Consider the following 13,007-nt stretch of genomic DNA (forward strand, 5'->3'; position numbering starts at 1 on the left):
GGCGGTTCGATGGAAACACCGGAAACGGACTTTCGGCCGTACCGGACCGACCTGCGGTCGGACCGGACCCGAGGCCCGGCCGGCCACGATCCGCACCTCGTTGGGAGACCGCTCATGCCGCTCGACCACTACCTCACCCTCGGCCGCTCCGGCCTGCGCGTCAGCCCGTTCGCGCTCGGCGCCATGACCTTCGGGGAGGATCCCGGAGGCGCCGGATGCAGCGTCGAGGAGTCCGAGAAGATCCTCGCGACCTATCTCGACCTCGGCGGGAATTTCGTCGACACCGCGAACTTCTACACCAACACCCACTCCGAGAAGATCCTCGGCGACTTCTTCGCCGCCCGGCCCGGCCTGCGCGACCGGGCGGTGCTGGCATCAAAGTTCTTCTTCAACCTCTTCCCCGGCGACCCCAACGGCGGCGGCGCGGGCCGCTCGTCGATCATCGCGCAGCTCGACGCGTCGCTGCGCCGGCTGCGCACCGACCACCTGGATCTGTACTGGCTGCACAACTGGGACCGGCAGACCCCGATCGAGGAGACGATGCGCACCCTGGACGACCTCGTCCGGGCGGGCAAGATCCGCTACGTCGGCTTCTCCAACACCCCGGCGTGGGTCACCGCCCAGGCGCAGACCATGGCCCTGCTGAAGGGCTGGACACCGCTGATCGCGCTCCAGGTCGAATATTCGCTGCTGGCCAGGACCGTCGAGGGCGAGGTCGCGCCGCTCGCCCGCGACCAGGGCATGGCGCTGGTGCCGTGGAGCCCGCTGAAGAACGGTTTCCTGTCGGGGAAGTACCGGCGCGGCGGCGAGGTCGCCGACTCCGCGCGCTCCGCCTTCGTCGGCGGCCCGACCGAGGAGGAGTTCACCGTCATCGACGCGGTCACCGCCGTCGCCGACGAGCTGGGCACCAGCCCGACGGCGGTCGCCCTGGCCTGGCTGCGGGCACGCGAAGGCACCGTCGTGCCGATCCTCGGTGCCCGGCGGGTGGACCACCTGACGACCAATCTCGCGGCTCTCGACCTGGAGCTGACGCCGGATCAGCTCCGCGGCCTCGACGAGGTGTCGGCGCCGACGCTCGACTACCCCGCCGCACTGCACGGTTCACTGCGCCGGATGCTCCAGTTCGCGGGCACCACGGTGGACGGCGAGCCGTCCGAGGTCTATCCGCCGCTGCTCCAGAGCGACGTCCGTTACTGAACCGGCCCGTCGGCCGGCGCCGCGCCCGTACCGTCCTGCGGCGCCATCGCCACCGCGTCAAGTGCCTTGTGCAGATAGGGGATCAGCCGCTCGGTCTCCTCGGCGCTGTTGAGCGCGGTGTGGCCGAGCAGCATCCGGTTGAGCAGCACGCCCGCGCAGATGGCGATCAGCAGGGCCGAGCGGCCGGTGGTGTCGGTGCCGGGGAGCGCGGCGGCCAGCCGGGCCTGGTAGTTGCCTTCGATGCTGTCGCGCATGACGGCCGCCGCGCGGGGATTGGCGGCCGAGCGCAGGGCGAGCAGCAGACCGTCGTAGGTGTGCTGGTCCTGCGCGGTGAGCAATGTCGCGGCCGCCTCGCCGTTCAGCTCGGGGGTCATCATCATGGACTTCTCGAAGGCGATGTCCACGACCTCGGCGAACAGCCCCTCCTTGGAGCCGAAATACCGGCCGATCAGCCGGGCGTCCACCTCCGCCGCGCGGGCGATCTCCCGCACTCCCGCCCCGTCGTAACCGTGCTCGGTGAAGGCCGTCCGCGCGGCCTTCAGGATCGCCGCGCGGGTGGCGACGGCGTCCCTACGGCGCGGGGCCGGTGCGGGGGAGGCATCAGGACTCATGGCGACCAGCGTACGAGGTCGGCCGGGCCCGGCCCGGCGCGCGATCCCCGGTGGGTCGCAGTCGCGGGCCGGCCGCTCAGTCCTGCGGGACCGGGGCGCGGAAGTGCCGGTCGCGGTACTCGCGCGCCGTGTCCATCAGCTTGTCGAGCGTGTCACGGGTACGGACCAGGTCGTCGATGTGCGCGGAGAGCCGGTCGCGCTCCTGCGCCATCCGCTCCAGCGCGGCCTCCGAATGCTCCTCGCTCGGCGAGTCGACGCACGGCAGCAGTTCCGCGATGGTGCGGCTGGACAGGCCCGCCGAGTACAGCCGCTGGATGAACGCGACCCGCTCGACCTCCTCGTCCGTGTAGTGCCGCTGACCGCTGCCGCTGCGGACACTGCTGAGCAGCCCCTGCTCCTCGTAGTAGCGCACGGAGCGGACGCTCACCCCGGCCCGCGCCGCCAGCTCGCCGATGCGCATCGCGTCCTCCTCCTACCGTGAGCAGCAACGGTGAGCCCCAGCCATGAGCTGCGTCACAGAGCTTGCCTCTGACGTCAATGTCAGGTTTTAGCGTAGCAGCCGTGCCCGATCCCCGGGCGACACGGACTGTGAAGGAGCCCGACGTGACCACCCTCTTCACCAGCTACCGGCTGGGCGGACTGACCCTGCCGAACCGCCTGGTCATGGCCCCGATGAGCCGGGTGCGCGCGGCGGCCGGAGGGCTCGCGACCCCGTCGATGGCGGCGTACTACGCCCAGCGGGCCACGGCCGGGCTGATCGTGAGCGAGGGCGTGCAGCCGAGCGCCGTCGGCCAGTCCAACCCGGGGACGCCCGGCCTGCACACCGACGAACAGGTCGCCGCCTGGCGCCCGGTGACCGACGCCGTGCACACCAACGGCGGCCGGATCTTCGCCCAGCTCATGCACGGCGGCCGGGTCTCGCACCCCGACACCATCGGCACCCTGCCGGTCGGCCCCTCGGCGGTCGCCGCGGTCGGCGAGGTGTTCACCCCGTCCGGGCCGCAGCCCGCCCCGGTGCCCCGCGCCCTGGACCTCGCCGAGATCCCCGAGCACGCCGGGTCGTACGCCGACGCCGCCCGGCGCGCGGTCGACGCCGGCTTCGACGGGGTGGAACTGCACGGCGCCAACGGCTATCTGATCTCGCAGTTCCTCTCGTCCAACGCCAATCTGCGCACCGACGGCTACGGCGGTCCGATCGCGCACCGCATCCGCTTCGCCGTGGAGGCGGTCGCCGCCACCGCCGAGGCCGTCGGCGCGGACCGCGTCGGCATCCGGCTGTCGCCCGGCGCCACCTTCTGGGGCGTCCAGGAGACCGAGGTCCGTGAGCTGTACACCGCGCTGCTCACCGAACTCGCCACGCTCGGCCTCGCGTACGTGCACCTGGAGGCCACCTCGGACGAGGACGTGCTGACCGCCCTGCGCCGTGCCTGGCCCGGCACCCTGATCATGAACCCGGTGCTGCCGATGGGACCCAAGCAGGCCGGCCGGGACGACGCCGACCACTGGCTCGGCCTGGGCGCCGACCTGATCAGCTTCGGCCGCGGCTTCCTCGCCAACCCCGACCTGGTCGAGCGGCTGCGCCGGGGCCTGCCGATCGCGCCGGTCGACGAGGCCACCTACTACCAGGGCGGCGACGCGGGCTACCTCACCTACCCGGCGCACCAGGACGTGGCCTGACCCGCCGCCGGGCCGTACGGTCTCAGGCCGCGGCGACCGCCGGCCTGAGCACCTCCTCGCACCACTGCCGGAGCGTGGTGGGCGTCTCGACCGCGTGCCGCGGGGTACGGGTGAAGCCGTCGTCGAGGCCGTGGTCCTTGGCGTCGATCATGTCCGCCATGCTCCGCGCCATGGCCTCGGGCATGCCGTGGCCGGTGAGCTGCTTCCTGAAGTCGTCCGGCGGCACCTGCCGGCAGGCCCGTACGGTGCTGCCCCGGCTGTTCCGCGCGCTGCTCGCAGTCGAGGAGGCGGTCAAGGAGATGCCCGACGACGCCGTGCTCGCCGACCACCCCGACCTCCCGGCGATCCGCCGCCGTGTCGCGGCGGCCCTTGTCGGGCGCGTGCCCGCGTCCTAGTGGTGCGGGGCGCGCCCAGGAGCCTGGTGCCGGGTTACGCCGAGCAGTCGGGGCACAGGCCCCGGTAGGTGACCTCGAACGCGGAGACGGTGAAGCCGAAACGCTCGGCCGCCGGGAGGTCGGACAGCGGATCGCCGGTCGGGTGGACGTCCCGGATGGTCCCGCAACTGGTGCATACCAGGTGCTGGTGCGCGTGGTGCGCGTTGGGGTCGTACCGCTTGGCGCGGCCGTCGGTGGAGACCTCGATGATCTCGCCGAGCGCGACCATCTCGCCGAGCGTGTTGTAGACCGTCGCCCGGGAGATCTCCGGCAGCCGGCCCGCCGCACGGGCGTGCACCTCGTCGGCCGTCAGATGGACGTGGTCGCCGTCGAGGACCTCGGCGACGACGCGCCGCTGCGAGGTCATCCGCCAGCCACGCCCGCGCAGCCGTTCCAGCAGGTCACTCATATCGGTTCACCTATTCAGGTTCGGCGGGATGCCCGAAGTTTACCAAGGGACGTCCGGAGTCTGATGGGATATGAACTTGGCCCGCTTCTTGACTTGGACACAGTCCATCGTAGGATCGTTTCCGGCGATAACCAAGGGACAGGAAGCCACCAGCAGTGCAGGAGACGGAGACGTGACGGGACCACTCGCCGCGAAGCCGCGGCGCAGGTCCGTGGGTGAGGACCGCCCACGGGGCCGTCGCCAGCCTGCCCGACCGTGTCCGACGGCCGCCGTGCGTCGTTCGACCTGTCGCCGCCCCACCGCGGCCGTCCCCCGGGGCCGGGCGCCCCGACTGTTCCACCCAGCCCCGCAGTTCCTGAGCACCGTGATCCGCCAGGTCCGGAAGGATTCCCATGTCTGAGAACCATGATGCAATCGTCACCGACGCGAAGGCGGAGGGTGCGAGCGGCTGCCCGGTCGCGCATGACCGCGCACCGCACCCCACGCAGGGCGGCGGAAACCGCCAGTGGTGGCCCGAGCGGCTCAATCTGAAGATCCTTGCCAAGAACCCGGCGGTCGCCAACCCGCTGGACGAGGACTTCGACTACGCCGAGGCGTTCCAGGCGCTGGATCTCGCCGCCGTCAAGCGGGACATCGCCGAGGTGCTCACCACCTCGCAGGACTGGTGGCCCGCGGACTTCGGGAACTACGGCCCGCTCATGATCCGGATGGCCTGGCACAGCGCGGGCACCTACCGCATCAGCGACGGCCGCGGCGGCGCCGGCGCCGGCCAGCAGCGTTTCGCCCCGCTCAACAGCTGGCCGGACAACGTCAACCTGGACAAGGCCCGCCGCCTGCTGTGGCCGGTCAAGAAGAAGTACGGCCAGAGCATCTCCTGGGCCGACCTGCTGATCCTCACCGGCAATGTCGCCCTGGAGACCATGGGCTTCGAGACCTTCGGCTTCGCCGGTGGCCGCGCCGATGTCTGGGAGGCCGACGAGGACGTCTACTGGGGCCCCGAGACCGACTGGCTCGACGACAAGCGCTACACCGGCGACCGTGAGCTGGAGAGCCCGCTCGGCGCCGTCCAGATGGGTCTGATCTACGTCAACCCCGAGGGCCCCAACGGAAACCCGGACCCGCTGGCCGCGGCCCGCGACATCCGTGAGACCTTCCGCCGGATGGCGATGAACGACGAGGAGACCGTCGCCCTGATCGCGGGCGGCCACACCTTCGGCAAGACCCACGGCGCAGGATCGGCCGACCACGTCGGCGACGACACCGAGGCCGCCCCGATCGAGGACCAGGGCTTCGGCTGGCGCAACACCTTCCGCACCGGCAAGGGCGCGGACACCATCACCTCCGGCCTGGAAGTCACCTGGACCTCCACGCCCACCCGCTGGAGCAACGGCTTCTTCGACAACCTCTTCGGCTACGAGTGGGAGCTGACCAAGAGCCCGGCCGGCGCCCACCAGTGGAAGCCGAAGGACGGCGCGGGCGAGGGCACCGTCCCGCACGCCCACGACGCCACGAAGAAGATCGCGCCGTCGATGCTCACCACCGACCTCGCGCTGCGCGTCGACCCGATCTACGAGCCGATCTCCCGCCGCTTCCACGAGAACCCGGCCGAGTTCGCCGACGCGTTCGCCCGCGCCTGGTACAAGCTGACCCACCGTGACATGGGCCCGAAGTCGCTGCTGCTCGGCCCGGAGGTGCCCGCCGAGACCCTGCTGTGGCAGGACCCGCTGCCGACCGCGGACTACGAGACCATCGACGCCGCGGACGTCACCGCCCTCAAGGCGAAGATCCTCGCCACCGGCCTGTCCGTCTCGCAGCTGGTCTCCGCCGCCTGGGCGTCCGCCTCGACCTTCCGGGGCAGCGACAAGCGCGGCGGCGCCAACGGCGCCCGGGTCCGCCTCGCGCCGCAGAGCGGCTGGGAGGTCAACAACCCGGACCAACTGGCCTCGGTGCTGCGCGCCCTGGAAGGCGTCCAGCAGGAGTTCAACGCCGGTTCCGGCGCGAAGAAGGTCTCGCTCGCCGACCTGATCGTGCTCGGCGGCGCCGCCGCGATCGAGAAGGCCGCCAAGGACGGCGGTCTCGACATCGAGGTGCCCGTCACCGTGGGCCGCGTGGACGCGACCGACGAGCACACCGACGCCGAGTCGTTCCAGGCGCTGGAGCCCGTCGCGGACGGCTTCCGCAACTACGCGGGCAAGGGCAGCCGGCTGCCGGCCGAGTACCAGCTGATCGACCGCGCCAACCTGCTGACCCTCAGCGCCCCCGAGACGACCGTCCTGGTCGGCGGCCTGCGCGTGCTCGGCGCCAACTACGACGGCTCCAAGCTGGGTGTGCTGACCGAGACGCCCGGCACCCTGACGAACGACTTCTTCGTCAATCTGCTGGACCTCGGCACCACGTGGTCGGCGACCTCCGCGGACGCGAACGTCTTCGAGGGCCGCGACGCCGCCGGCGCCGTCAAGTGGACCGGCACCCGCGCGGACCTGGTCTTCGGCTCCAACTCCGAGCTGCGCGCCCTCGCCGAGGTGTACGCGAGCGACGACGCGAAGCAGAAGTTCGTGAACGACTTCGTCGCGGCGTGGACCAAGGTCATGGACCTCGACCGGTTCGACCTGGCGTAAGCGCCCGGTTCCGGCGAGGAACACGAGGATCACCCCGGCGCGCCCGGGCCTGCGAAGGCCCGGGCGCGCCGGCGTTCACCCGCGGTCGGCGAGCACCGCCCTGATCACCTGCCGGGCGCCCGCGGCCATCGCCGGATTGGTCTCCCGGTAGTACGGCAGCGCGATCAGCGCCTGCGAGAGCGTACGGGCCCGGCCCGTACGCCAAGCCGCGTCGTCGGCGTCCAGCGCCGCCCGGAACACCTCGCGTGCCTCCGGTGGCAGCAGATTCCACGCCGGGAACAGGTCGCAGGACGGGTCGCCCACCCCGGCGCACCCGAAATCGATCACCGCTGCCAGCCCGCCGTCCGGGGCCACCAGCAGATTCCCCGGCATCAGATCGGCGTGCAGCCACACCCCGGGCCCGTCGTACGCAGGACCGGCCAGCGCGTCCTCCCACACGGCGGTCACCGCGTCGCAGTCGACGCCCTCCTGCGGGATGCCGCGCAGTTGCCCGATCGCCGCCCGGGTGTCGGCGTCCAGCCGCACCAGCGGCCCGCCGCGATGGGCCGGCGGCGCGCCGGTCGGCGTGACGTCCCGCACGGCGGTGACGAATTCCGCCAGGTCCCGCGCCAGCCGCACCGGATCCACCAGCGCCCCGGGCTCCGGTGTCCGCCCGTCGAGCCAGCGGTACACCGACCACGGCCACGGATACCCCTCGGCGGGCCGGCCCGCGGCCAGCACCTCGGGAATCGCCCGGGGCAGCAGCGGCGCCAGCCGCGGCAGCCACTCCCGCTCCCGCGCGACGTCCCCGGCCCCGCCCGCCACCAGCGGCAGGCGTACGGCCATGTCGTCGCCGAGCCGGTACATCGCGTTGACGGTGCCGCCGGACGGGAACCGCCGCACCTCAAGACCCGCCCACCGCGGGAACTGCCCGGCGACCAGCCGCCGTACGAGGTCCTCGTCGATGGGGTGCGGACCGGGGTGGATGGGCGCGCTCGTCATGGTCCGCCATCCGATCCCGCACCCGGCGTCCCCGTCAAACCCGTTTTCGCGGGCCTCATGGACGTCGGCCCGCCGCCCGCGGAAAAGGAGTTGGCGCGGCGGTGCCGCCTTGGTAGCGTCCCGGTCACCGTGACACCGACGCAGGAGGTGAGACCCATGACCGCAGGAACCGTATGGGTGCTCCGCCTCGCCGTCACGGCCGGGCGACCGACGTAGGTGTCGCCGGGAGCGCCACAGAAAGCTGGGCACTCCCGAAGGGCAGCACCTCATGAACACTCTGCGTTTCACCGCCGAGACCGTCGCGGACGGCGTCCTCGAACGCGACTTCACCGTCGACGGCATCGCCGGGAACAGCGACGACGCCGGCATCCCCGGCGTCCTCTGGTCGCCGGACCCCGGCACCTACCGCGCCCCGCTGGTCCTGATGGGCCACGGCGGCGGTAATCACAAGAAGCACCCCGCGATGGCGGGCCGCGCGCGCCGACTGGTGGACGGCTGCGGCTTCCATGTCGCCGTCATCGACGCGCCCGGCCACGGCGACCGGCCGCGCACCGCGCACGACGAGCGGGAGATCGCGGTGATGCAGCGGGCGATGGCGACGGGTGAGCCCGTCGGCCCGGTCGTCGTCCGCTACAACGCCCATCTGGCCGAACGCGCCGTCCCCGAGTGGCGGGCGACGCTGGACGCCCTCCAGGGCCTGCCGGAGATCGGGACCGGGGGACCGGTCGGCTGGTTCGGCCTCAACATGGGCACCGCGATCGGCGTGCCCTTCGTGGCGGCCGAACCCCGGATCACCGCCGCCGTCTTCGGCCAGCACTGGCCCGAGGCGCTGGCGGAGCAGGCGCGGCGGATCACCGTGCCCGTCGAGTTCGCCATGCAGTGGGACGACGAGCACATCCCGCGGTCGTCCGCGCTGGAACTCTTCGACGCCTTCGCCTCGCGGGAGAAGACGCTGCACGCCAACGCGGGCCGGCACAAGGAGCTGCCGAGGTTCGAGGCGGACAGCGCGGTCCGCTTCTTCGCCCGCCACCTCGGCGCCCGCGGCACCGCCGCGAGCGCCGGCCGGGCGCCCGGCGTGAGTGCCGTCACGGCAGGCTGACAGCCCCGCCGGTCCTACCCGCCCCCGTCGTCAGGCCCCGACGTACGCCGCCAGGTGCTCACCGGTGAGCGTCGTGGGCTTGGCGACGAGGTCGGCGGGCGTGCCCTCGAAGACGATCTGTCCGCCGTTGTGTCCCGCGCCGGGGCCGAGGTCGATGATCCAGTCGGCGTGCGCCATCACCGCCTGATGGTGCTCGATGACCACGACGGACTTGCCGGAGTCCACCAACCGGTCGAGCAGCCCGAGCAGTTGCTCGACATCGGCCAGATGCAGACCGGTGGTGGGCTCGTCCAGTACGTAGACGCCGCCCTTCTCCGACATGTGGGTGGCCAGCTTGAGACGCTGCCGCTCGCCTCCCGACAAGGTGGTGAGCGGCTGGCCGATGCCCAGATAACCGAGGCCGACGTCCTTGAGGTGGCCCAGGACGGTGTGCGCGGCCGGAGTGCGCGCCTCGCCCGACCCGAAGAACTCCTCCGCCTCCGCCACCGACATCGCCAGCACCTCGCTGATGTCGCGCCCGCCGAGCCGGTGGTCGAGCACCGACGCCTCGAAGCGCTTGCCCTCGCACTCCTCGCAGGTGCCGGCCACCCCGGCCATCATGCCCAGGTCGGTGTAGACGACGCCCGCCCCGTTGCAGGTCGGGCAGGCGCCCTGCGAATTGGCGCTGAACAGCGCCGGCTTGACCCCGTTGGCCTTCGCGAACGCCTTGCGGACCGGGTCGAGCAGCCCGGTGTACGTCGCCGGATTGCTGCGCCGCGAGCCGCGGATCGGGCTCTGGTCGACCGCGACCACCCCCGTACCGTCGGCGCCGGGTCCGCCCACCAGCGAGCCGTGGACCAGCGAGCTCTTGCCGGAGCCGGCGACACCGGTCACCACCGTCAGCACCCCGAGCGGGATGTCCACGTCGACATCGCGCAGATTGTTGGTGCGCGCGCCGCGGATCTCCAGGACCCCGGTCCGCTCGCGCACCGACTCCTTGAGCGCGGCCCGGTCGTCGAAGTGCCGGCCGGTGATGGTGCCGCTGCCGCGCAGCCCGTCGAGGCCGCCCTCGAAGCAGATGGTGCCGCCCGCCGACCCTGCGCCGGGCCCGAGGTCCACCACATGGTCGGCGATCGCGATCGTCTCCGGCTTGTGCTCCACGACCAGCACCGTGTTGCCCTTGTCGCGCAGCCGCAGCAGCAGGTCGTTCATCCGCTGGATGTCGTGCGGGTGCAGACCCGCGGTCGGCTCGTCGAAGACGTAGGTGATGTCGGTGAGCGAGGAGCCCAGGTGCCGGATCATCTTCACGCGCTGTGCCTCACCGCCGGACAGGGTGCCCGCCGGGCGGTCCAGTGCCAGATAACCGAGGCCGATCTCCACGAAGGAGTCCAGGGTGCGCAGCAGCGCGGCGAGCAGCGGTGCCACCGTCGGCTCGTCGAGACCGCGGACCCACTCCGCCAGGTCGCTGATCTGCATCGCGCACGCGTCGGCGATGCTGATCCGCTTGATCTTCGACGACCTGGCGCCCTCGCTGAGCCGGGTGCCGTCGCACTCGGGGCACGTGGTGAAGGTGACGGCCCGCTCCACGAACGCCCGGATGTGCGGCTGCATCGCCTCCTTGTCCTTGGCGAGCATCGACTTCTCGACGCGCGGCACGAGCCCTTCGTACGTCATGTTGATGCCGGCGATCTTCATCCGGACCGGCTCGTGGTGCAGGAAGTCGTGCAGTTCCTTCTTGGTGTACTTGCGGATCGGCTTGTCGGGGTCGACGAAGCCCGACTCCTTGTACAGCCGCATGTTCCAGCCGTCGGCGCCGTAGCCGGGGATGGTGATCGCGCCGTCGTTCAGCGACTTGGTGTCGTCGTAGAGCTGGGTGAGGTCGATGTCGGAGACGGCGCCGCGGCCCTCGCAGCGGGTGCACATGCCGCCGGTGCGGTTGAAGGTCGCCTTCACGGCCTTCTTCGCGCCGCGCTCGACGGTGATGGCGCCGCTCGCACGGACCGAGGGGACGTTGAAGGCGTACGCGCTCGGCGGGCCGATGTGCGGCGTGCCGAGCCGGCTGAACAGGATGCGCAGCATCGCGTTGGCGTCGGTGGCGGTGCCGACCGTCGACCGCGGGTCGGCGCCCATCCGCTGCTGGTCCACGGTGATCACCGTGGTCAGTCCGTCCAGCACATCGACCTCGGGCCGCGCCATGGTCGGCATGAAGCCCTGGACGAAGGCGCTGTACGTCTCATTGATCAGCCGCTGCGACTCGGCCGCGATGGTGCTGAACACCAGCGAGCTCTTGCCGGAGCCCGACACACCGGTGAACACCGTCAGCCGGCGCTTCGGGATCTCGATGCTGACGTCCTTGAGATTGTTGACGCGAGCGCCGTGCACCCGGATCAGGTCGTGGCTGTCGGCGGCATGCGGTGCGGTCGGCCGCGCGGCCTGCTTCCTGGCGGTGCTCATCGTCTCTCCCCGTGGTTCGGTGGTGCGCTCGCGGATGTCGGCGGACGGCGGCCGGATCGCCCGTTCGGGGCGGCCGGCCGCCGGCGGTCAGCGGTCCTGGAGGATGCCCAGGACATTACCGTCGGGGTCCGTCACCGTGGCCACGAGCCGGCCGCCGCCGACGTCGGACGCGGCGTCCTTCACGATCGCGCCCGCCGCCGTCAGCTCCGCGAGCTTCGCCTCGATGTCGGTGACGTGCCAGTACGCGACCGGTGACGTCAGCCCCTGCGGGCCGCCGCCGGGCACCAGCCCGATGTGCTGGCCCGCGGCCTCGAAGCCGACGTAGTACGACTCGTCGGTGGACGGCTGCGTGCCGAGCAGCGCCGCGTACACGGCCTTGGCCTTCGCCAGGTCGCTGACGGGGTGCAGCACGGTCTTGATCCCCAGGGTGGTCGACGGGGTGGAGGAGGAGGTGGACGAGCTGGTCATGACGGTCGCTCCTGAGGTGAGAGGGGGTGCCGGCGCCGATCCGCCCGGCACGTTTCACGCTAAGGGCGGCGGCCGGGAAGCGCTTCTCCATTCCTGACCGGTGTCGGGAGCGGCCGGCGCCCCTCAGGCGTGGGCGGCCGGGGTCATGTTCCAGGGGGCCTGGGGGAGGACGTCGCCGGTCTCCAGCAGCGACTTGATGTTGGCGAGCACCGCGGGCCAGCCCTGCGAGATGCCGTGGAACATGTCCATGTTGGCGAGCTTCTCGTGGGTCACGGTCAGCCGGACGATGTCCTCGTGCGGCTCGACGAGGAAGGTGACCGTCGACGGTTCGCGCGGCGGCTCGGTGCCGGCGGAGTCCTCGAAGGTGATCACCAGCCGGGTCGGCGGCTCGGCGGCCAGGACGTGGCCGACGACGTCGACGGCGCCGGAACCGTCCACCCGCCGGTGCTCCCAGGCCGAACCGGGCTGCCAGTCGGAGACATTGGCGTGCCCCCAGAAGCGCGCCGTCAGATCGGCGTCGGTCAGGGCGTGCCACACCTGCTCGGCGCTCGCCTTGATGTAGGTGACGTAGACGTAGGTCGGTACGGACGGTGCTGCCGTCGCTTCGGTCATGGCGTACTCCTCAGCCTGGTGCTTGATGGCGCTGATCATGTCCAGCCGGGGCCGGTCGAACCCGGAGATCCAGCGCTGTTCGATCTCGTGGATGGGACCCGGATTCAGGTAGTGCAGCCGCTCGCGCCCACGCCGGACGACGGTCACGAGGTTGGCCTTGCCGAGCACGTCGAGGTGCTGGGTCACCGACTGCCTGGCCATGCCGAGGCGCTCGCACAATTCGCGCAGCGTCTGGCCGCCGCGCTCGCGCAGCCGGTCGAGCAGCAGCCGCCGGGTCGGGTCGGCGAGCGCTTTGAAGACCTGGTCCATCGCTGTCGCTTCGGGGCTCACCTCTCAATTATGCAGGCATTTGCCTGCCTATTGTCAACGCGCGCTCCGGAACGGCTCAAGTAAGCCTTACCTTGTTTGATAGTGACGGCCTGTTGTAAAGTCTGGCCGGTCCCGCTTCACCCCTCTGAGGAGTCGGCC

General features: G+C 71.5%; 13 protein-coding genes. 5 read left to right on the forward strand and 8 right to left on the reverse strand.

The window, feature by feature from the left end:
* Positions 1 to 114 precede the first annotated feature (114 nt).
* The gene (locus BM076_RS07565) at positions 115 to 1,197 is read left to right on the forward strand and encodes an aldo/keto reductase (RefSeq protein ID WP_093712578.1); all 1,083 of its coding nucleotides are present in this window, start codon (positions 115 to 117) and stop codon (positions 1,195 to 1,197) included.
* Here BM076_RS07565 and BM076_RS07570 read toward each other — a convergent pair.
* Entirely contained in the window at positions 1,191 to 1,808 is a 618-nt protein-coding gene (locus BM076_RS07570) for a TetR/AcrR family transcriptional regulator (protein WP_093712579.1), read from the reverse strand. The genes BM076_RS07565 and BM076_RS07570 overlap by 7 nt on opposite strands.
* 76 nt (positions 1,809 to 1,884) lie before the next feature.
* On the reverse strand, positions 1,885 to 2,268 hold the full coding sequence (locus BM076_RS07575) for a MerR family transcriptional regulator (RefSeq protein WP_093712580.1): 384 nt from the start codon (positions 2,266 to 2,268) through the stop codon (positions 1,885 to 1,887).
* Positions 2,269 to 2,411: 143 nt separating this feature from the next.
* Here BM076_RS07575 and BM076_RS07580 point away from each other — a divergent pair, with 143 nt between their 5' ends.
* Positions 2,412 to 3,485, forward strand: a complete 1,074-nt coding sequence (locus BM076_RS07580) for an alkene reductase (RefSeq protein ID WP_093712581.1) — start codon at positions 2,412 to 2,414, stop codon at positions 3,483 to 3,485.
* 22 nt (positions 3,486 to 3,507) lie between these two features.
* On the opposite strand, the gene BM076_RS35585 is transcribed toward BM076_RS07580, so the two are convergent.
* A complete protein-coding gene (locus BM076_RS35585; RefSeq protein ID WP_177246361.1) occupies positions 3,508 to 3,645 on the reverse strand; it encodes a hypothetical protein in 138 nt (45 codons plus the stop codon).
* Here BM076_RS35585 and BM076_RS07585 point away from each other — a divergent pair.
* A complete protein-coding gene (locus BM076_RS07585) occupies positions 3,644 to 3,880 on the forward strand; it encodes a hypothetical protein (protein ID WP_093712582.1) in 237 nt (78 codons plus the stop codon). The genes BM076_RS35585 and BM076_RS07585 overlap by 2 nt on opposite strands.
* 34 nt (positions 3,881 to 3,914) lie before the next feature.
* Here BM076_RS07585 and BM076_RS07590 read toward each other — a convergent pair whose 3' ends face one another.
* Positions 3,915 to 4,328 (reverse strand): Fur family transcriptional regulator, encoded by a 414-nt coding sequence (locus BM076_RS07590; RefSeq protein WP_093712583.1) that lies wholly within the window; start codon positions 4,326 to 4,328, stop codon positions 3,915 to 3,917.
* Positions 4,329 to 4,720: 392 nt separating this feature from the next.
* Here BM076_RS07590 and katG point away from each other — a divergent pair, with 392 nt between their 5' ends.
* Entirely contained in the window at positions 4,721 to 6,946 is a 2,226-nt protein-coding gene (gene katG / locus BM076_RS07595) for a catalase/peroxidase HPI (RefSeq protein WP_093712584.1), read from the forward strand.
* A 75-nt stretch (positions 6,947 to 7,021) separates the two neighbouring features.
* Here katG and BM076_RS07600 read toward each other — a convergent pair whose 3' ends face one another.
* Entirely contained in the window at positions 7,022 to 7,927 is a 906-nt protein-coding gene (locus BM076_RS07600; RefSeq protein ID WP_177246362.1) for an aminoglycoside phosphotransferase family protein, read from the reverse strand.
* A 268-nt stretch (positions 7,928 to 8,195) separates the two neighbouring features.
* On the opposite strand from BM076_RS07600, the gene BM076_RS07605 reads away from it, so the two are divergent.
* A complete protein-coding gene (locus BM076_RS07605; RefSeq protein WP_093712585.1) occupies positions 8,196 to 9,026 on the forward strand; it encodes an alpha/beta hydrolase in 831 nt (276 codons plus the stop codon).
* A gap of 30 nt (positions 9,027 to 9,056) precedes the next feature.
* On the opposite strand, the gene BM076_RS07610 is transcribed toward BM076_RS07605, so the two are convergent.
* The 3 genes from BM076_RS07610 to BM076_RS07620 all read right to left on the reverse strand — a co-directional run bounded on the left by BM076_RS07610 (position 9,057) and on the right by BM076_RS07620 (position 12,848).
* Entirely contained in the window at positions 9,057 to 11,459 is a 2,403-nt protein-coding gene (locus tag BM076_RS07610; protein ID WP_093712586.1) for an ATP-binding cassette domain-containing protein, read from the reverse strand.
* Between the two features lie 87 nt (positions 11,460 to 11,546).
* Complete coding sequence (locus tag BM076_RS07615) at positions 11,547 to 11,927, reverse strand: VOC family protein (protein ID WP_093712587.1); 381 nt, start codon at positions 11,925 to 11,927, stop codon at positions 11,547 to 11,549.
* Between the two features lie 123 nt (positions 11,928 to 12,050).
* Complete coding sequence (locus tag BM076_RS07620; RefSeq protein WP_093712588.1) at positions 12,051 to 12,848, reverse strand: ArsR/SmtB family transcription factor; 798 nt, start codon at positions 12,846 to 12,848, stop codon at positions 12,051 to 12,053.
* Positions 12,849 to 13,007 lie beyond the last annotated feature (159 nt).

Origin of the sequence: Actinacidiphila alni (genome assembly GCF_900112845.1) — a bacterium.
Taxonomy (GTDB): Bacteria; Actinomycetota; Actinomycetes; order Streptomycetales; family Streptomycetaceae; genus Actinacidiphila; species Actinacidiphila alni.

What these genes read in the sequence shown, in the direction of transcription:
- katG (WP_093712584.1), top strand. Translation starts at nt 4,721, where the DNA reads ATGTCTGAGAACCATGATGCAATCGTCACCGACGCGAAGGCGGAGGGT.
- BM076_RS35585 (WP_177246361.1), bottom strand. Translation starts at nt 3,645, where the DNA reads ATGGCGGACATGATCGACGCCAAGGACCACGGCCTCGACGACGGCTTC.
- BM076_RS07610 (WP_093712586.1), bottom strand. Translation starts at nt 11,459, where the DNA reads ATGAGCACCGCCAGGAAGCAGGCCGCGCGGCCGACCGCACCGCATGCC.
- BM076_RS07620 (WP_093712588.1), bottom strand. Translation starts at nt 12,848, where the DNA reads ATGGACCAGGTCTTCAAAGCGCTCGCCGACCCGACCCGGCGGCTGCTG.
- BM076_RS07600 (WP_177246362.1), bottom strand. Translation starts at nt 7,927, where the DNA reads ATGACGAGCGCGCCCATCCACCCCGGTCCGCACCCCATCGACGAGGAC.
- BM076_RS07605 (WP_093712585.1), top strand. Translation starts at nt 8,196, where the DNA reads ATGAACACTCTGCGTTTCACCGCCGAGACCGTCGCGGACGGCGTCCTC.
- BM076_RS07575 (WP_093712580.1), bottom strand. Translation starts at nt 2,268, where the DNA reads ATGCGCATCGGCGAGCTGGCGGCGCGGGCCGGGGTGAGCGTCCGCTCC.
- BM076_RS07590 (WP_093712583.1), bottom strand. Translation starts at nt 4,328, where the DNA reads ATGAGTGACCTGCTGGAACGGCTGCGCGGGCGTGGCTGGCGGATGACC.
- BM076_RS07565 (WP_093712578.1), top strand. Translation starts at nt 115, where the DNA reads ATGCCGCTCGACCACTACCTCACCCTCGGCCGCTCCGGCCTGCGCGTC.
- BM076_RS07570 (WP_093712579.1), bottom strand. Translation starts at nt 1,808, where the DNA reads ATGAGTCCTGATGCCTCCCCCGCACCGGCCCCGCGCCGTAGGGACGCC.
- BM076_RS07585 (WP_093712582.1), top strand. Translation starts at nt 3,644, where the DNA reads ATGCTCCGCGCCATGGCCTCGGGCATGCCGTGGCCGGTGAGCTGCTTC.
- BM076_RS07615 (WP_093712587.1), bottom strand. Translation starts at nt 11,927, where the DNA reads ATGACCAGCTCGTCCACCTCCTCCTCCACCCCGTCGACCACCCTGGGG.